At 39.7% G+C, this 19,179-nt stretch carries 17 protein-coding genes and 1 pseudogene; 12 read left to right on the forward strand and 6 right to left on the reverse strand.

Annotation, left to right across the window (positions count from 1 at the left end; translation table 11 throughout):
* Positions 1 to 246: hypothetical protein (locus tag Q1W14_RS09405; protein ID WP_300701045.1), on the forward strand; the 246-nt coding region annotated here is incomplete at its 5' end.
* Between the two features lie 279 nt (positions 247 to 525).
* Here Q1W14_RS09405 and Q1W14_RS09410 read toward each other — a convergent pair.
* Positions 526 to 1,959 carry an aspartate ammonia-lyase gene (locus tag Q1W14_RS09410; RefSeq protein ID WP_300701047.1) on the reverse strand — a complete coding sequence of 478 codons (1,434 nt, stop codon included), beginning with the start codon at positions 1,957 to 1,959 and terminating at the stop codon, positions 526 to 528.
* Positions 1,960 to 2,262: 303 nt separating this feature from the next.
* On the reverse strand, positions 2,263 to 2,862 hold the full coding sequence (locus Q1W14_RS09415; RefSeq protein WP_300701048.1) for a hypothetical protein: 600 nt from the start codon (positions 2,860 to 2,862) through the stop codon (positions 2,263 to 2,265).
* A 327-nt stretch (positions 2,863 to 3,189) separates the two neighbouring features.
* On the opposite strand from Q1W14_RS09415, the pseudogene Q1W14_RS09420 reads away from it, so the two are divergent.
* Both Q1W14_RS09420 and Q1W14_RS09425 read left to right on the forward strand, forming a co-directional pair.
* Positions 3,190 to 3,558 (forward strand): annotated as a pseudogene (locus Q1W14_RS09420) (toll/interleukin-1 receptor domain-containing protein); the annotation flags it as partial.
* Between the two features lie 156 nt (positions 3,559 to 3,714).
* Positions 3,715 to 4,863 carry an elongation factor Tu gene (locus tag Q1W14_RS09425; protein ID WP_300701116.1) on the forward strand — a complete coding sequence of 383 codons (1,149 nt, stop codon included), beginning with the start codon at positions 3,715 to 3,717 and terminating at the stop codon, positions 4,861 to 4,863.
* Between the two features lie 168 nt (positions 4,864 to 5,031).
* On the opposite strand, the gene Q1W14_RS09430 is transcribed toward Q1W14_RS09425, so the two are convergent.
* A complete protein-coding gene (locus Q1W14_RS09430; protein ID WP_300701050.1) occupies positions 5,032 to 6,042 on the reverse strand; it encodes a GGGtGRT protein in 1,011 nt (336 codons plus the stop codon).
* A 23-nt stretch (positions 6,043 to 6,065) separates the two neighbouring features.
* Complete coding sequence (locus Q1W14_RS09435) at positions 6,066 to 6,767, reverse strand: hypothetical protein (RefSeq protein WP_294585882.1); 702 nt, start codon at positions 6,765 to 6,767, stop codon at positions 6,066 to 6,068.
* A 222-nt stretch (positions 6,768 to 6,989) separates the two neighbouring features.
* On the opposite strand from Q1W14_RS09435, the gene Q1W14_RS09440 reads away from it, so the two are divergent.
* From Q1W14_RS09440 to metH, 5 genes are all read left to right on the forward strand, one after another.
* Positions 6,990 to 7,496: a DMP19 family protein gene (locus Q1W14_RS09440; RefSeq protein ID WP_300701053.1), complete on the forward strand. Its 507-nt coding sequence runs from the start codon at positions 6,990 to 6,992 to the stop codon at positions 7,494 to 7,496.
* Positions 7,497 to 7,838: 342 nt separating this feature from the next.
* A complete protein-coding gene (locus Q1W14_RS09445) occupies positions 7,839 to 8,654 on the forward strand; it encodes a hypothetical protein (protein ID WP_300701055.1) in 816 nt (271 codons plus the stop codon).
* 3 nt (positions 8,655 to 8,657) lie between these two features.
* A complete protein-coding gene (locus tag Q1W14_RS09450; protein ID WP_300701058.1) occupies positions 8,658 to 9,233 on the forward strand; it encodes a Yip1 family protein in 576 nt (191 codons plus the stop codon).
* 7 nt (positions 9,234 to 9,240) lie between these two features.
* Entirely contained in the window at positions 9,241 to 9,693 is a 453-nt protein-coding gene (gene smpB / locus Q1W14_RS09455) for an SsrA-binding protein SmpB (protein WP_300701060.1), read from the forward strand.
* A 48-nt stretch (positions 9,694 to 9,741) separates the two neighbouring features.
* Positions 9,742 to 12,510: a methionine synthase gene (gene metH / locus Q1W14_RS09460; RefSeq protein WP_300701062.1), complete on the forward strand. Its 2,769-nt coding sequence runs from the start codon at positions 9,742 to 9,744 to the stop codon at positions 12,508 to 12,510.
* Between the two features lie 85 nt (positions 12,511 to 12,595).
* Here the strand turns inward: metH and Q1W14_RS09465 are convergent, their stop codons facing one another.
* The gene (locus tag Q1W14_RS09465) at positions 12,596 to 13,987 is read right to left on the reverse strand and encodes a transglycosylase SLT domain-containing protein (protein WP_300701064.1); all 1,392 of its coding nucleotides are present in this window, start codon (positions 13,985 to 13,987) and stop codon (positions 12,596 to 12,598) included.
* Between the two features lie 30 nt (positions 13,988 to 14,017).
* Positions 14,018 to 14,626, reverse strand: a complete 609-nt coding sequence (gene udk, locus Q1W14_RS09470) for a uridine kinase (protein WP_300701066.1) — start codon at positions 14,624 to 14,626, stop codon at positions 14,018 to 14,020.
* A gap of 114 nt (positions 14,627 to 14,740) precedes the next feature.
* Between udk and Q1W14_RS09475 the strand changes: the two genes are divergently transcribed.
* From Q1W14_RS09475 to Q1W14_RS09490, 4 genes are read left to right on the forward strand one after another with little or no spacing between them, the layout of a single operon-like run.
* Complete coding sequence (locus Q1W14_RS09475) at positions 14,741 to 15,040, forward strand: Dabb family protein (protein WP_300701068.1); 300 nt, start codon at positions 14,741 to 14,743, stop codon at positions 15,038 to 15,040.
* Between the two features lie 27 nt (positions 15,041 to 15,067).
* On the forward strand, positions 15,068 to 17,095 hold the full coding sequence (locus tag Q1W14_RS09480) for a cytochrome c biogenesis protein CcdA (RefSeq protein WP_300701070.1): 2,028 nt from the start codon (positions 15,068 to 15,070) through the stop codon (positions 17,093 to 17,095).
* A gap of 55 nt (positions 17,096 to 17,150) precedes the next feature.
* Positions 17,151 to 17,810 (forward strand): CatA-like O-acetyltransferase, encoded by a 660-nt coding sequence (locus Q1W14_RS09485; RefSeq protein ID WP_300701072.1) that lies wholly within the window; start codon positions 17,151 to 17,153, stop codon positions 17,808 to 17,810.
* Between the two features lie 19 nt (positions 17,811 to 17,829).
* The gene (locus tag Q1W14_RS09490; RefSeq protein WP_300701074.1) at positions 17,830 to 19,104 is read left to right on the forward strand and encodes a histidine-type phosphatase; all 1,275 of its coding nucleotides are present in this window, start codon (positions 17,830 to 17,832) and stop codon (positions 19,102 to 19,104) included.
* The last annotated feature ends 75 nt before the right edge of the window (positions 19,105 to 19,179 follow it).

The raw sequence follows: 19,179 nt of genomic DNA on the forward strand, positions 1-19,179 counted from the left end.
CACGCAGGTGGTTTCAATCTCCGTTTCTTCAAAGAAAGGACGCAGGTAGTTTTTCAGGCTCTCGGCACGTTGGGTAGCCAACTTTTCGTTTTGCTCAAAGCTGCCTTCGGGGGAGCTGTAACCGGTGATTTCGATGCTACATATACTTATCAATGGATCGTTAAGGGTTCGTGTGATATAGCTGTGCAGACTATTGATTTCATTGATATTGTTCGAAAAATCGTAGAGGACGAAAGATTTGTTTAAGGGGTAATTTAGATGTCTTTCTATATTGTCTGCATGCTGTGCAAATAAGGAATTGGCGAAAAATAGAATTCCGCATACGAAATAAAAGCCGCTATGACATAGCAGTTTGCAGTATTGGCTCATGGTATCTTTTTGTTTGTTTGCTATTTGTTTGCAAAGATAGCCTGATGTTATGAGCCTTATTGGAGAGTGGTGTTGAATTTATTTCAACGAGAGTGTAGAAAATTTATTACGGATGGGGATGAATGACTCGATTCATCCCCATTTATCCATCATTATTTATCGTCTTGGTTTGATATCCAGTTTTACAGGATGGATCATATTTTCAGGGCTAAGAACGGTATCCAGTTCCTCTTTGGTTAAAATTCCGTGATCCAGTACCAACTGATATACGCTTTTGCCTGTTTCCAATGCTTCTTTGGCAATCTTTGTGGAGTTTTTGTATCCAATAACTGGATTTAGGGCTGTAACCACGCCTATGCTATGGTGTACTTCTTCAATGCAATGATCGGCATTCGCTGTAATACCGTCTACACAACGCATACGCAACGTGTCAAAGCCATTTATCAGTAAGTCGATAGATTCAAAACAGCATTGAGCCATGACGGGCTCCATAGCATTCAGTTCCATTTGAGCTGCATCGCCGGCCATCGTTACACAGACATCGTTACCCATCACCTTATAAGCTATCTGGTTCATGACTTCCGGAATTACGGGATTCACTTTACCCGGCATAATGGAAGAACCGGGCTGCATGGCGGGCAGGTTAAATTCACCCAAGCCACAGCGGGGACCGCTTGCTAGCAAACGTAAGTCATTACATATTTTGTTGATTTTCACGCAAAGCCTTTTCATAGCTGATGAATATCCTACCATGCAAGATGTATCTGAAGTAGCTCCTACTAGGTCGTCCGCCAATTTTATATCCCATCCTGTGATTTTACGCATGGAAGCGATACACTTCTCTGCATAACCGGGTTCGGCACAGATACCGGTACCGATAGCTGTAGCTCCCATGTTGACGGTCAAAAAATCTTCAGCCGCCTCATTCAAATGCTTGATCTCGTCTTCCAGAATACTTGCAAAACCGTTGAATGTTTGTCCCAATGTCATAGGAACAGCATCTTCAAGTTGTGTACGTCCCATTTTAATAATGTGCGCAAACTCATGACCTTTATTGCGGAAAGAGGCAATCAGCTTTTCTAAATGAGGGATTAGTTCCAAATGTTTGAAGTATAAACCTACATGGATTGCGGTTGGATAAGCGTCATTAGTTGACTGCGAACAGTTTACGTGATCATTTGGAGAGCAATATTGATATTCGCCACGATGGTGTCCCATCAATTCAAGGGCACGATTGGCAATTACTTCATTGGCATTCATATTGGTAGAAGTTCCGGCACCTCCTTGAATCATATCAATAGGAAAATGTTCAGCATGCTTTCCGTCCAAAATTTCTTGGCAGGCCTGCGTGATGGCTTTATATTGTTCATCAGTTAGTAATTTCAGTTCACGGTTAGCATGTGCTGCCGCCATCTTAGTGATGGCAAGACCTTTCAAAAACATAGAATATTCCCCCAAGTGGAATTTACTGATGGGGAAGTTCTCAATACCTCTGAGAGTTTGAACTCCATACAAAGCTTCTTCGGGAATTTCACGTGCACCGAGCAAATCACTCTCAGTGCGTGTTTTACTAGTCAATTCTGTTTCCATAACGTTTTCTTAATAAGTTCTTATATTAATGTTAGATTAAAGTTCACTATTATCGTTACTCCGCTAATCGGGGGACAATGCATGTTTTCCTTTTACATTCATATGTCATTTACAAAGGTAGATATATAAAATGACATTTTGAAATTTAAAATGGCAAATAGTTGCATTGCAAACAATGAATTTACTTGTTATGTATTGAGTTTCTGTGTTTATTTGTGTTAATATGATAATTCATGTGGCTGGATATCATATTCTACAATGAAGATATCTAATAGATTTTGAAAAATAGGGGAGTGGTCCTTATTAATAGGATTGGGATTTTAATTTGATTTGCGTATCGATGAAATATAAATCTCCATCTATACCATATAAGACATTATTGGGGACAACATCAAACACTTCACATTCTTGGTTATGAAATTCATCTATGTAATCCATTTCAAAACCAAGTGCCTCCATGTATTCCGCAATTTCATCTTCAGTAGCTTCACGCTCTGCTTGTATATGAGGCTGAATTAGAACCGCACAAAATTCCTGTTGACTATTATAGGCAAAACCTATCATTTGATAAGGGACATTGCTAAAGAACTTGTTATGTGCAGAGATACGAATAAAGAAATTCTCTAAATTATCTCCTGCATATTCAAAGTTGTTCAGTTTAAGAACTATGTCTGCATCACTTGTATAAACTTCATTTTCTCCCCCTTTGCTAAGAAATTCAACATTTAGAGCTTGAACAGTAATCCACAAGTTATTTGAGTTAGCAAATGATATTAGCTCTTCGATTTGCCCTCTCTTATAGCTTTCTGTTGGTTCAAGCGTTCTTGCTGTTTCTTTTTTTCTTCTAATGATGCAGGCTGCTTGCTCCAAGATGCTATTGACTGGCGAGTTCGCTCTATCCATTGCTTGTGAAATTCATTAATGTATTCCATAATTTGCTATAATTATGATTTTGTGCAAATGTAGCTATTCTTTTTTACTTAACAACATTATTGAACGTATGGTTGCTAAGTCTTATTTCTTTTATTTGTTATGGCTTTAAAATTCTTAAACTTTCATCAAACGGATTATAAAAGGAATATATAGTATAGTAAGCAAAAGAACATTTGCAAAATATGTTGATGAATATGTTTTTAGATTTACTGTTCGGAACTTTACGGATTGTCAAAGATTTAATTTACTTTTGTGAAACAGTACTTATATTATAGAGAAAACGAAATTTAATACAATATGAACTACGATATATTTATAAGTTTCAAGAATCTTGATGCTGATGGAAAAAAGAGCAGGGATTGTGAAATTGCAGAGGAGTTGTATCGTTTTTTGCAAAGCAAAGGGCTATCTGTATTTTTTAGTAATTATAGCCTCGAGAGGTTGGGGTCTTCTGCCTATCTCAAGGCGATTGATAATGCTTTGGATTCGGCTAAAATTATGGTTGTGGTTGGTACAAGTAAGGCTAACATTGAATCGCAATGGGTTGAATCGGAATGGAGTGGATTTATTAATGATATAAGAAGCGGTATTAAGAAGAATGCACAAATATACTCTGTAATTGAAGGCATGTCAACGGTAGAGTTGCAAAGATCACTTCGTCAATATCAGTCGTTTACCTATTCAAAAGGCAATTTCGATAGATTATATAATTTTATCACCAATGCTTTAGGTGGTAATACTTCATCTCAACAAAACTCGTCAACTGAGAATGATATAATACCACCTGTTCAAAGTTGCGTCGAACCTGAGCCTCTTCCAAATATAGAAACTTCCGTATCTGAAAATTCTTCTAAACCTAATGTAACTATTGGGATAATAGGTTCTGATAATCATGGTAAAACAACATTAACGGCTGCAATAATCACTGTATTAGAAAAATATGTTGTTTCAAAACAGCAGAGAGAAACTGCAAACAATGGGGGATGCGTGCAATACCAAACTAATAAGAGGTTTTATTCTAGTGTATTGTATAGACCTCATGAAGACTTTGTGAAATATATGGTTGTTGGATACCATAAATTTAATGGAGCTATAGTAGTTGTTGATGTAATGGAAGGCGTAACTTCTCAAGTTAGGGAGCAAATCTTACTTGCACGTCAATCAAACGTACCAAGGTTTGTTGTGTTTCTAAATAAGATAGATCTGTTGGAAGACACGGAATCAATTGACCTTACCGAAATAGAGATTCGCAAATTATTGAGTTATTATGGGTATGATGGTGATAATACGCCTGTTATCTGTGGCTCGGCTTTAGGAGCTCTTAATGGTATGTCTCAATGGGAAGGAAAGATACTAGAACTTATGGATACTGTAGATGAATATATTCCAAGTCCCATTAAAGATATGAACAAGCCATTTTTAATGCCAGTTGAAGATGTTTTTTCAATTACAGGACGCGGAGTTGTTCTGACTGGAAAAATAGAGAATGGTATTGTTCGCGTGCAAGATACTCTTGAGATAGTTGGACTTAGTGATACAACTAAAACTGTAACTTGTATAGGTATTGAGATGTTCCGTAAACTTGTTGATCAAGGTGAAGCGGGGGATAATGTTGGCCTTTTAATAAGAGGTACTACAAAAGAAGATGTCAAGCGGGGGATGGTTATTGCTAAACAGGGATGTATTAAAGCATATAAAAAATTTGAAGCAGAGGTTTATTTTCTTTCGAAAGATGAAGGTGGGCGTAGTACAGCAATTTATAATAATTATTGCCCTCAGTTTTATCTCAGAACGCTTGATGTATTAGGGAAAATTATTCTACCTAAAGGCATAAATCAAGTAAGTCCGGGAGACAATGTATCAGTAGCTGTAGAACTTACTTCTTTTGCTGTAATTAATGTAGGTCTTCGTTTTGCTATTAGAGACAAAAATAAGACCATTGGAGCAGGACTGATTACGAGAGTATTTTAATTAATTTGTAGAAGAATATGTTTTACCCTCATAAATCTATCATGTAATAACTTTGAATGATAAGTGAAACTAGATATTTGAAACCGTCACCTATTTCAAATTACTGCAAATAAAAAACTCCTGCAATCACAAAGATTACAGGAGTTTATCTATATGAAGTAACTTAAATTACTTGCTCAAAGCCTGAGATACGTCTACAGCACAAGCTACAGTACAACCTACCATAGGATTGTTACCAATACCCAGAAATCCCATCATTTCTACGTGAGCAGGAACTGATGAAGAACCGGCGAACTGAGCGTCTGAGTGCATACGACCCATAGTGTCTGTCATGCCGTAAGAAGCAGGACCGGCTGCCATATTATCCGGGTGAAGAGTACGACCTGTACCACCACCGGAAGCTACTGAGAAATAAGGCTTACCTGCAAGAACACGTTCTTTCTTGTAAGTACCGGCTACCGGGTGTTGGAAACGAGTAGGATTAGTAGAGTTACCTGTGATAGATACATCTACACCTTCTTTCCACATGATAGCTACACCTTCGCGAACATCGTCAGCACCGTAGCATTTTACTTTAGCACGGTTACCATCAGAATAAGCTATTTCACGAACTACTTTCAGTTCACCTGTGTAGTAGTCAAATTGAGTTTGAACGTAAGTAAAGCCGTTGATACGAGAGATGATCTGAGCGGCGTCTTTTCCAAGACCGTTCAAGATACAACGCAAAGGTTCTTTACGTACTTTGTCAGCTTTAGCAGCGATTTTGATAGCACCTTCGGCAGCAGCGAATGATTCGTGACCAGCCAAGAATGCGAAACATTTAGTTTCTTCGCGCAGCAACATAGCAGCCAGGTTTCCATGACCGATACCAACCTTACGGTCGTCGGCTACTGAACCCGGAATACAGAATGCTTGCAAACCGATACCAATAGCTTCAGCAGCTTCAGCAGCATTTGTGCAGCCTTTCTTGATAGCGATAGCACAACCTACCACGTAAGCCCATTTTGCATTTTCAAAGCAGATAGGCTGAGTTTCTTCACATGTTTTATAAGGATCGACTCCAGCAGCTTCGCAGATAGCGTTTGCTTCTTCGATGTCTTTGATGCCGTTTGCGTTCAAAGCTTCGATGATACCTTTGATACGACGGTCTTGACTTTCAAATTTTACTTCTCTAATCATAGTTTTCTTTCCTCCTTATAAAATTATTCGTGACGTGGATCAATATGTTTAACTGCTCCCTGTTCTGCTGTTACGCGTCCGTAAGTACCGGTTACTTTCTTCAAAGCTTCGTTAGCGTCAGTACCTTTCTTGATTTCGTCCATGAACTTACCCATGTGAACGAATTCGTATCCGCAGATTTCGTCGTTTTTGTCAAGATAGATGTTCTTGATGTAACCTTCAGCCATTTCGAGGTAACGAGGACCCTTAGCCAAAGTACCATACAAAGTACCTACCTGGCTACGCAAACCTTTACCAAGATCTTCCAAACCGGCACCGATAATCAAACCGCCTTCTGAGAAAGCCGATTGAGTACGTCCGTAAACGATTTGCAGGAAGAGTTCACGCATTGCTGTATTGATAGCGTCGCAAACGAGGTCGGTATTCAATGCTTCGAGTACAGTTTTGCCGGGTAAGATTTCAGCTGCCATAGCTGCTGAGTGGGTCATACCAGAACAACCGATAGTTTCAACCAGTGCTTCCTGGATGATACCTTCTTTAACGTTCAAAGTCAGTTTACAAGCACCCTGTTGAGGAGCGCACCAACCTACACCATGTGTCAAACCAGAAATATCAACAATTTCTTTAGATTTTACCCATTTGCCTTCTTCGGGTATGGGAGCCGGTCCGTGGTTAGGACCCTTCTTTACAACACACATGTGTTCCACTTCGTGTGAATAAGTCATAATTAGCTCTTTTTTTAAGTGATATAATTAAAAAACGTAGTTTCTCTGTTTAAATCGGATGCAAAGGTACTCCTTTTCTTGGTTTCTGACAACCGTATGATTTGACTTTTTTATTAAAAATAGGTAATAAGAAGTTGAAATTCTACAGAATGTAAAGTGGAGTTTACAGTTATGTGAAATCAAAGATATAACTTTGTAGCATAATTTAATAAACACAAAGTTATGGTAGAATTGACAGATGCAGCTTTGCGTCAAGCCGCAAGTGAAGGAATGGATGCATTTATTAAAGTATTTACAGATAAGTATAAGGAAACAATAGGCGGCGAACTGACTGCTGTAACGATGCCTTTGCTTACGGGTGAGCAACATTCATTGTTGGCTTACCAGATATTCCGGGATGAAATAATGGAAGGAGGATTCTGTCAGTTGATACAGAATGGATATGGCGGGTATATTTTTTCCAATCCGTTCGCAAAAGTAATGCGTCTTTGGGGAGCAGCTGATTTAAGTAAATTGGTCTATGCTGCAAAAAAGATGTATGACGAACATCGTGAGGATTTGGAACGTGAACGCACGGATGATGAATTTATGGCTATGTACGAGCAGTATGAGGCTTTTGATGAACTGGAAGAAGAATTTTTAGAAAAAGAAGAAGAATTTACGGCTATGATTGCGGGATATGTAGACGAGCATTTGGAGTTATTTGCTAAAATTGAATCGGAGAAATAGACCAATTTATTCAATACCGTACCCGCTCCGTATCTGGTCCGTACCCGCTCCATACCGACTCCCCCTATTTTCTCCCTCTTTAGAAGCGGAGAAAATAGGGAGCTGCTAGGGAGAAAAAGATAAATAGAACAGAATCGGTTGTTGTATTTGTAGCATGAATGATTCATTGATAAATATTGTGCTTATACTGAGAAATAGTGAATATATATTAAATAGGAGATATGATGTGCAGTATTTAGATTAACTTTTCATTTAATCTTAAAAACAATGAAAAAATGAAGAGGGTACTCTATTACTCAATTCTTTTATCTAAATTTGCAAACTCTAATATTTATAAGAAAAATGAAACAATTAAAATTCTTAATGATTGCTTTTACCCTGTTGATGGGTATATCTTTAACTTCTTGTTTGAACTCGGAAAGTGATCCGTATAGCTATGGTGGTGGTTACGCTAAAGTCCGCAGCTATCTGGGAATGGGTATTTCCTTTACGTCGGATGATGTTACAATCACTCCTACAACTGCATCCGTTTCGTCATTGCTTGCACAAGGGGTTGATGTTTCTAAAATGACGGGACATGTAGTTTATATCTCTTATCGTTGGGATCCTACAGTAACTGAAATTTCGAATCCAAAAGATATAAAGAATGTGGAATTGATGGCAGTATTGGATCTGAATAATACAACTGAAGTTGTATCTGAGAAAGGTGCTGCTAATGATTCTGTGAATAATGCTGCTATTATAAAATTAGGTATTTCTGAAAGTAGTGAAATTAAACCTTCATTCTTTGATAAAACGACTTTGTTGTTACCTGTTAATTACTTCATGTATAATGCTATTCATTATTTGACATTGGTTTATTATCCAAATGAAGATGATACTACATTAAAACTTTATTTGCGCCATAATGCTAAAAAGGATGAAACCTCAAATACTACATCTTATAATTATGCGCAGCAAGGTTATCTTGGATTCTTCAATAAAGCTTATGATTTGACGAATATATTTACCGCATACAAGAGCGCTACACATACTATTGATAATCCGACTACCGTTGAGATTATAACAAAGGAAAATTCATATACTTATAAGTTGGATGATGCTCAAACTGCTGAGAAAACATATACAGTTACTTATAAAAACGAAACTGAAAAATAAAATTTGAATTACAAAGATTTATTTCAAATAGCATTACAACTGATTTCCTCTCCGGCTCGTGCTTGGGAGGAAATTCGTTTGGAAGAGGATAAGCGAAAGGTGTTTACAGCTTTTGTTTATCCTATGATTGGTTTATGTGGATTGTCCGTCTTCATCGGTTCATTGATAACAATGGGATGGGGTGGTCCACAAAGTTTTCAATATGCCATGACACAATGCTGTGCCGTGGCTGTATCCTTGTTTGGAGGATACTTTTTAGCTGCATATCTTATCAATGAATTGCGTGTCCGTATGTTGAAAATGAATAGCGACATACCTTTGGCACAGCAGTTTGCGGGATATGCATTGGTGGTACTTTTCTTGCTTAAAATTATTATTGGCATTTTGCCCGATATCAGAATTATAGCTTTATTGCTTCAATTTTATATTGTATATGTAGTGTGGGAAGGAAGTGTCAAAGTGATGCAAGTAGCAGAAAAAGATCGCTTGCGGTTCACCATTTTCTCTTCAATATTGTTAATAGCTTGTCCGGCAGTTATTGAATGGATTTTTAATAAGCTGACGGTAGTGCTAAACTGATTATATAATGAAACAGCCTTCTGTAAATATAAAAAATAAGCGTGCTACGTTCGATTATGAACTGATAGATACGTATACGGCCGGTATTGTACTCACGGGTACGGAGATTAAATCCATCCGTATGGGAAAGGCTAGTTTGGTCGATACGTTTTGTTACTTCGCCAACGGTGAGTTGTGGGTGAAGAATATGCATATTGCCGAGTACTTCTATGGTTCGTACAATAATCACTCGGCACGGAGGGAGCGAAAACTTCTCTTGACTAAAAAAGAACTGAATAACTTGGTGAAAGACTCGAAGAATCCGGGCTTTACCATGGTTCCTGTACGCTTGTTTATCAATGAAAAAGGACTGGCTAAGGTAGTAATCGCTCTGGCTAAAGGTAAAAAAGAGTACGATAAACGTCAATCCCTAAGAGAAAAAGATGACAAACGCGATATGGCGCGGATGTTTAAAAAATAGTGATTAGTGGTTAACCACCAATCACTACTTATAAATCACTAATTACTAATGAATATGCTTGGCAGTTTGGTGCGGGAGCGCATCCTTATCTTAGATGGTGCTATGGGCACCATGATACAACAATATAATTTGACGGAAGATGACTTCCGGAGTGAACGTTTTGCGCATATTCCGGGACAATTAAAGGGAAATAATGATTTGCTCTGTTTGACTCGTCCTGATGTTATTCAAGATATACATCGGAAATATTTGGTGGCAGGTGCTGATATTATTGAAACCAATACATTCAGTTCCACCCGTGTCAGTATGGCGGATTATCATGTGCAAGAGTATGTGCGGGAAATGAATCTGGCTGCTGTGAAACTGGCTCGTGAAGTGGCGGATGAATTTACTGCCCTGACACCCGATAAACCTCGATTTGTTGCCGGTTCTGTAGGGCCTACGAATAAGACTTGTTCCATGAGTCCCGATGTGAACAATCCGGCTTATCGTGCTTTGTCATACGATGGACTGGCCGCTGCTTACCGCGAACAGATGGAAGCTTTGCTGGAAGGTGGGGTAGATGCCTTGTTGATAGAGACGATTTTTGATACATTGAATGCCAAAGCTGCCATTTTTGCTGCAGAACAGGCGATGGAAGCTACTGGTATCCGCGTTCCTTTAATGCTTTCGGTTACCGTCTCCGATACAGGTGGACGTACACTTTCCGGTCAGACTTTAGATGCTTTCCTTGCATCCGTGCAACATGCCGATATCTTCTCTGTAGGGTTGAACTGCTCGTTTGGTGCCCGCCAATTGAAGCCTTTCCTTATGCAACTAGCTACCCGTGCTCCTTATTATATAAGCGCTTATCCTAATGCCGGATTACCGAACAGTCTGGGTAAGTACGACCAGACTCCTGCCGATATGGCACTGGAAATAAAAGAATATATTCATGAAGGTTTGGTGAATATCATTGGTGGCTGTTGTGGAACGACTGATGCATATATTGCCGAATATTCTGCTTTAATAGCCGGTGCTACTCCTCGCCAACCTGCCCGAAAACCTGATAGTCTTTGGCTTTCGGGTCTTGAACTTCTGGAAGTCAAGCCTGAGAATAATTTTGTGAATGTTGGTGAGCGTTGCAACGTTGCAGGTTCACGTAAGTTCCTCCGCCTGGTTAATGAGAAAAAGTATGATGAAGCTCTCAGCATCGCCCGCCAGCAGGTGGAAGATGGAGCACAGGTAGTAGATATCAACATGGATGATGGTTTGTTGGATGCAGAGACCGAGATGACGACTTTCCTCAATTTGGTAGCTTCCGAGCCTGAAATAGCCCGGGTTCCGGTAATGATTGACTCTTCCAAATGGGACGTTATTGTTGCCGGACTGAAATGTCTGCAAGGTAAATCCATAGTTAACTCTATTTCCTTGAAAGAAGGAGAAGCTAAATTCTTGGAACATGCCCGTATCATTAAGCAATATGGCGCTGCAGCTGTAGTAATGGCTTTCGATGAGAAAGGTCAGGCAGATACTTGCGAACGTAAGATTGAAGTTTGCGAACGAGCTTATCGCTTGTTGGTAGACAAAGTGAATTTCAATCCTCATGATATTATTTTCGACCCGAATGTACTTGCCGTAGCTACTGGTATGGAGGAGCATAACAACTATGCAGTCGACTTTATTCAAGCTACCGCATGGATCAGAAAGAATCTCTTTGGCGCTCATGTCAGTGGGGGAGTCAGCAACCTTTCTTTCTCTTTCCGTGGCAATAATTACATTCGTGAGGCGATGCATGCCGTATTCCTCTATTACGCTATCTGTGAAGGTATGGATATGGGAATTGTAAATCCGGCAACCTCTGTACTTTATACAGATATCCCTTCTGATATATTGGAACGTATTGAAGATGTGGTTTTGAACCGCCGTCCGGATGCTGCCGAGCGATTGATTGAAACAGCCGAACGTCTTAAAGCAGAAGCAGACGCTGCAAAAGCATCCGGTACTGACGATGCACAGTCGTCGTCACATTCCCAACTCTCATGGCGGGAAAATGCCACCGTAGAAGAACGATTGAAATATGCATTGACTAAAGGTATCGGTGATTATTTGGAAGAAGACCTTACGGAGGCTTTGCAACTGTATCCTAAAGCAGTCGACATCATTGAAGGCCCCTTAATGGCAGGTATGAATCATGTAGGCGATTTGTTTGGTGCCGGAAAAATGTTTCTTCCGCAAGTAGTAAAAACTGCTCGTACAATGAAGAAAGCCGTTGCTATACTTCAACCTGTTATTGAATCGGAAAAGCAAGAAGGAACAACTTCTGCCGGAAAGGTATTAGTTGCAACAGTGAAGGGCGATGTCCATGATATAGGCAAGAACATTGTTTCAGTTGTAATGGCTTGCAATGGCTATGAAATTATAGATCTTGGAGTGATGGTACCAGCAGAAACCATCATTCAGCGTGCTATAGAAGAAAAAGTTGATATGATAGGACTAAGCGGTCTGATAACTCCTTCTTTAGATGAAATGGTACATGTAGCACTCGAACTTGAAAAATCAGGTTTAGATTTACCTTTATTGATAGGTGGAGCTACTACTTCACAACTTCACACTGCATTGAAAATAGCTCCGGTTTATCATGCCCCTGTTATTCATTTGAAAGATGCTTCACAAAATGCGGCTGTAGCTGCCAAGCTAATGAATCCAAAAGTAAAGGAGGATTTAAAAGTCGAATTAGATGAAGTATATCAGCAACTGCGCGATAAGAATAAGGATCGACAAGTGAAGACCGTTTCTTTGGAGGAGGCACAGAAAAATAAGCTAAACTTGTTTTAGTGAAGAACTATAAATGGAGAATGAAGAATGGTAGCGCACAATACGCCGCAATGTAATTCTTCATTCTTCATTTATAGTTCTTCATTTATTTCTTTATCTTCTTTTTGTATTGTTCAAATCGTGAAGTAACATCTCTCACGAAGTTGTACGTTTCTATACCGCGGAAGTAACCATTCTTTACGACAGGATCGGTGAAATATTCTTCATTGCTTTTCAGCAAAATAAAGTTTTCTACGTTATCTCGCCACACATTCTTGTTTTTGCCATACTTCTCTGCTAAAGCCATGGCATCTAATACATGCCCTATCCCTGAATTATAGGATGCTAGAATAAAATTGATTCGTTCTTCCTTGGGTACGGAAGCAAAGCTTTTGGCTGTAGCATTGATATATTTAGTAGCGGCTTTTATACTCTCTTCGGGATTATGCTCCTTTCCTGCGGGGATTCCCATAGCACGTGCGGTAGCCGGCATCAATTGCATTAGTCCTCTTGCGCCCGCCCAAGATATAGCTGTGGAATCAAAGTTTGATTCTGTATAAGCCAAAGATGCCAATAACCGCCAGTCCCAATTGATTTCGGGAGCATACTTCTTGAATAAATTATCAAAATGTGAAATCTTGCCTTCCCGCAAGGAAAGAATAGGAGAGTGGGGAATAGCCTTGCTAATTTCAAAATAGCGTTTCATACTGGCTGTATAAGCAGGCGAGGTCATATTTTCTTGATGCCATTTGTCGGCAGCAGCAGCAAGCTCTGGACAATCTTTTCGTACTGCCCACGATGCACGCTGATCAAAACTAATAGAAAGACTGATATTCAAATTGGGGTAATAGGTGGTATTGAGTCGTGCCAAATCATTATCAGCAACTGTATAAGGTATTTTACCTTGGGAAACTTGCGTGATGAGGTCTTCTACACTAACACTATCATTTGTCACTTTATGGATATGAATACCTCCACCAAGCTCTTTGTCGAGATTAACCAATCGCTCATAGTACTTTCCCGGTTTTACGTATACATCTTTTCCAATAAGTTCGGTTACATCTTTCAATGGTTTGGTATGGCCGTTGGTACGCTGTACTATGACTTGGTGAGTGATAACTTCTTCTCCGCAATAAATCAAACTATCTTTCCATTCTTTAGTAATGGGCAGATTATAGGCAATCAAATCTCCTTTGCCGGCTAATAGCTTTTCTATTAGTTCATGAACATTTCTCGCTACTTCCACCCGTAATTTTACCCCCAAGCTTTTAGCAAACTGTTCACTTAATTCGTATTGGAAACCCATGTCCTGACCACGATAGATGAAATAAGAAGTTGAACTATATAGTGTTAATACTACTAATTCTCCGCTATCTTTTATCTGCTGAAGATCACCTTCCGCATTTTTGTCTTCTGCACGATGGCTTCCTCCGCATCCAATGATGAAGCAGCATAGCACAAGCGCCACAAATACGAAAATCCAACTTTCCTTTCTCATAACTAATCATTAATCACTGAACACTAATCACTATTTCAAGTGTTTCTTGATATACATTGTTAGAATGTCTATAGCCACCTGATTGTTTCCACCTTCGGGTACAATAAGGTCGGCATAGCGTTTACAAGGTTCAATGAATTGTAGGTGCATCGGTTTTAATATACGCGTATAACGCTCCATGACTGCTTCGGCGGTACGACCGCGTTCAATGACGTCCCGCTGTATCACTCGGATGAGTCGCTCATCAGGATCAGCATCCACAAAAATTTTAAGGTCCATCATGCTGCGTAGCTTTTTATCGCATAAGGCAAGAATTCCTTCTATGATAATGACTTCACGTGGCTCGATGTGGATGGTTTCAGGTTGACGTGTACACGTCAGGTACGAATAGGTGGGTTGCTCAATGCTTTTACCTTCGCGTAGCGTGGCTACATGTTTGGAGAGGAGGCTCCATTCAAAGGCATCCGGATGGTCGAAGTTTATATTCTGGCGTTCTTCGACAGGCACGTGGCTACTATCTTTGTAATAAGAGTCTTGCGGTAATAAAACCACTTCACCAGCTGGCAGACTTTCTATTATTTTACGTACGACGGTGGTCTTTCCGGAACCGGTTCCGCCTGCAATTCCTATTATTAACATCCGTTTAAGTGTATATTTGAAACAAAACGAGTATTTTTGCATTCTCAAACATTCTCAAAGAGAATGTCGCTTCGGCTGACAAATATAGACATAAATCATTTAAATAACAAAGTTATGGTAAAGCACATTGTATTATTTAAGCTTAAAGATGAGGCTCCAGCTGACGAAAAGTTAGCCGCAATGAATAATTTTAAGAAAGCCATCGAAGCACTACCTGCTAAGATATCAGTTATTCGTAAGATTGAAGTAGGATTGAACATTAATCCGGCTGAGACTTGGAGCATTGCTCTTTATAGTGAGTTTGATACACTGGACGATGTGAAATACTACGCTACACACCCCGATCATGTGGCTGCGGGTAAGCTTATTGCAGCGGTAAAAGAAAGCCGTGCATGTGTGGATTATGAGGATTAATTGAAAATAAAAACTAAAAAATAAGTGATGAAGAAGACGTTTTTTGCAACTCTTCTACTGCTTTTGGCGGTGGTGGTGCAGGCACAGATTCATGAACCCGTCAAGTTCAAGACTGAATTGAAGACTTTATCGGATGACGAAGTAGAAGTAATATTTACCGGAACCATTGATAAAGGTTGGCATGTTTATTCAACGGACTTGGGGGATGGTGGTCCTATCTCGGCGACTTTTAATACCGAGAAACTTTCGGGTGCTACAATTGTAGGTAAATTGAAACCTATTGGTAAGGAAGTTGCAGCTTTCGATAAGTTGTTCGAAATGAAAGTACGTTATTTTGCGAATACTGCTCAGTTCGTACAGAAATTGAAGTTAACCGGTGGTGCTTATCAGATAGATGGCTATTTGGAATACGGCGCATGTAATGATGAAAATTGCTTGCCGCCTACTCAAGTTCCTTTTAAGTTTTCAGGTAAGGCAGTTGGGGCTGCAAAAGAGACACCTGTTACCGAAGCAAAGGCTGATGATCAGCCTGCACAATCCGAAGTAACTGCTGACACTGTGGCTCCGGCAACAATTGGCGGTGCAGAGGGTACAACAAATATCAACGTGGCAGGTGAAATTGATCTTTGGAAACCGGTCATCAATGAATTGCAATCTTTAGGAGAAACAATCTCCCATGAGGATATGTCGTGGATATATATCTTTTTCACCGGATTTATAGGTGGATTATTGGCTTTATTTACGCCGTGCGTATGGCCTATTATCCCGATGACAGTCAGTTTCTTCTTGAAACGTAGCAAAGATAAGAAGAAAGGTATTCGTGATGCCTGGACCTATGGTGCATCTATTGTTGTAATTTATGTCGCCTTGGGACTGGCTATTACACTTATCTTCGGTGCCAGTGCATTGAACGCACTATCTACTAATGCGATTTTTAATATCTTGTTCTGCTTGATGTTGATCGTATTCGCTGCTTCTTTCTTTGGGGCATTCGAGATTACGCTTCCATCTAAGTGGAGTAATGCTGTAGATAGTAAGGCAGAGACAACAAGTGGACTGCTGAGCATTTTCTTGATGGCATTTACTTTATCATTGGTATCATTCTCTTGTACGGGTCCTATTATCGGTTTCCTTTTGGTACAAGTTTCTACAACGGGTAGCGTGGTAGCTCCGGCAATCGGTATGTTAGGTTTTGCTATTGCATTGGCATTGCCATTTACACTTTTTGCTCTGTTCCCGTCATGGTTGAAATCTATGCCAAAGTCCGGCGGTTGGATGAATGTGATAAAGGTTACGCTTGGTTTCCTTGAATTGGCATTTGCATTAAAATTCCTTTCGGTAGCCGATCTTGCATACGGCTGGCGTATTCTTGACCGTGAAACATTCCTTGCTTTATGGATTGTACTGTTTACATTGCTCGGATTTTATCTGTTGGGTAAAATCAAGTTCCCACATGATGATGATGATACGAAGGTCAGCGTACCTCGCTTCTTTATGGCTTTGGCTTCGTTGGCATTTGCCATGTATATGGTTCCCGGATTGTGGGGAGCACCGTTGAAAGCTGTTAGTGCTTTTGCACCTCCTTTGCAGACACAGGACTTTAATTTATATAATAATGAAGTACATGCCCGATTCGACGATTACGATCTGGGTATGGAGTATGCCCGCCAGCAAGGCAAACCTGTGATGCTGGATTTCACCGGATATGGTTGTGTGAACTGCCGGAAGATGGAACTTGCCGTATGGACTGACCCGAAAGTAAGTGATATTATTAATAATGACTATGTACTAATCACGCTTTATGTGGATAATAAGACTCCGCTTACTGCTCCGGTAAAGATTGTTGAAAATGGTACTGAACGTACTTTACGGACTGTAGGCGATAAGTGGAGCTACCTGCAACGAGTGAAGTTCGGAGCCAATGCTCAACCATTCTATGTGCTGATTGATAATGAAGGCAATCCGCTGAACAAGTCTTACTCTTACGATGAAGACATTCCAAAGTATATAGAATTCTTGCAGACTGGTCTTGAAAACTACAAGAAAGAAAAATAATGGAAAGAGGATGCTTGCAAAATAAGCATCCTTTTTTCTTAATACCCTTTTTAACATGAAACATATTATAGACATTGATGCTTGGGAACGTCGTGATAACTACGGCTTTTTCCGTGGTTTTGTAAACTCCTGGTATTCTGTTACGACAGAAATTGATTGTACGGAAGCGAGTGCTGCTGCCAGAGCGGCAGGACATTCTTTTTTCCTCTATTATCTTTATGCCGTATTACGTTCAGCTAATGAAGTGGATGAACTACGATACCGTATAGATAAGAACGGACAAGTAGTCTTTCATGATCAGGTGGATATCATATCTCCGATAGCAGTGCCCGGAAAGACATTTTATACCGTTCGTATTCCCTATCATGAAGATTTTGAGGGTTTCTATTCCAAAGCTTATTCCATGATTACGAATATTCCCGAAGACGGTGATCCATACGGAACAGAGAAAGAGTTATCCGTGAAAGGAGATTATGATGTAGTACATCTAAGTGCAGTTCCCAAGATGTTCTTCACTTCAACTACTTATACGTTAGCTGAGGCAGGTAATGGCTGTAGCCATCCTTTGATGACTACGGGCAAAGTTGTCACTCGTGAAGGGCGTTTGGTGTTTCCACTTTCTATTTACATCAATCATGCTTTTGTAGATGGTTCTCATCTTGCTTTGTTCTTCCAGAAAATAGAAGAACACTTGAAAAGAATTTCACACGTATAATTCACTAAAATAAGAACTAATGAAACGTTTTATTCTACTAATCGTTGTCTATTGCCTGGTGCTTGGAATGAGTGCACAGACAGCTAAAGAAGAAATTTACGAGAACATTCATCGTTCGGCAGCTAATTACTATGCTTATCCTGAACCAAATGCTAAACAAACAGCGCCGCCGGCTGGTTACAAACCTTTCTATCTGAGCCATTATGCGCGTCATGGATCCCGTTTTCTAATTAATCCGGATGATTATGAAAAACCGTTGGAAGTGATGCGTGAAGCTGATCAGAACGGGATTCTTACAGAGTTAGGAAAGAAGACTCTTTGTGTTTTGGATAGTGTTTCGCGCATGGCTAAAAACAGGTATGGAGAACTCACTCCATTAGGTGCGCGCCAGCATAAAGGTATTGCGGAAAGAATGTACAATAACTTCCCTGAGGTCTTTAAGGGCGAAGTCAAGGTAGATGCTCGTTCCACAGTCGTAATTCGTTGCATCCTTTCCATGATGTCGGAGTGTATGCAACTGAAGGCTATGAATCCGAAACTGGATTTCAAGAATGATGCTAGTTACCATGACATGTACTATATGAATTATGATGATCCATATGTCAAGACTTTGCGCCAAACTGATGAGATGGTTACGGCAAAAGCGGCTATTAAGAAAGAGCATATTCATCCGGAACGCTTAATGAAAGCATTGTTCAACAATCCAAATTATGTGAAGTGGAAAGTCGATTCTGATAAATTGATGACTCAACTGTTTGATGTGGCAAGTAATATGCAAAGTCTTGACACAGATATGGAGCTTTATTCTCTTTTCACTAAAGAAGAGTGTTATGATTTGTGGCAGATCAGTAATAAAGGTTGGTATATTACTTACGGTGCTTCACCACTATCCAAAGGTGAAATACCGTATATGGAAGCCAATCTGCTAAGGAATATCTTGAATACGGCGGATACATGTATCGTAAAGGACGAAAACAGTGTGACATTGCGTTTCGGTCATGAGTCCTGCTTGTTACCTTTGGCTTGTCTGTTAGAATTAGGAAACTGTGGATATCAGACGGATGACTTGGGTAAACTGGATAAGGTTTGGCGCAACTATAATATTTTCCCGATGGCAAGTAATATTCAATTCGTCTTTTTCCGTAAAAAAGGGAGTGATGATGTCTTAGTGAAAGTTTTGCTGAATGAACATGAAATGAAACTTCCGGTAAAGAGTGATATTGCTCCTTATTATCATTGGAAAGATGTGGAAAGCTATTACAGAAACAAATTAGCTGTAAATTCACATAATTGAGAATACTAATATAAAAAAGGCTGGAATCTAACTTTAATTGAAAGAAGTTAGATTCCAGCCTTTTTATGTTTGAAC

Origin of the sequence: Bacteroides sp. (assembly GCF_030151085.1) — a bacterium.
Lineage (GTDB): Bacteria > Bacteroidota > Bacteroidia > Bacteroidales > Bacteroidaceae > Bacteroides.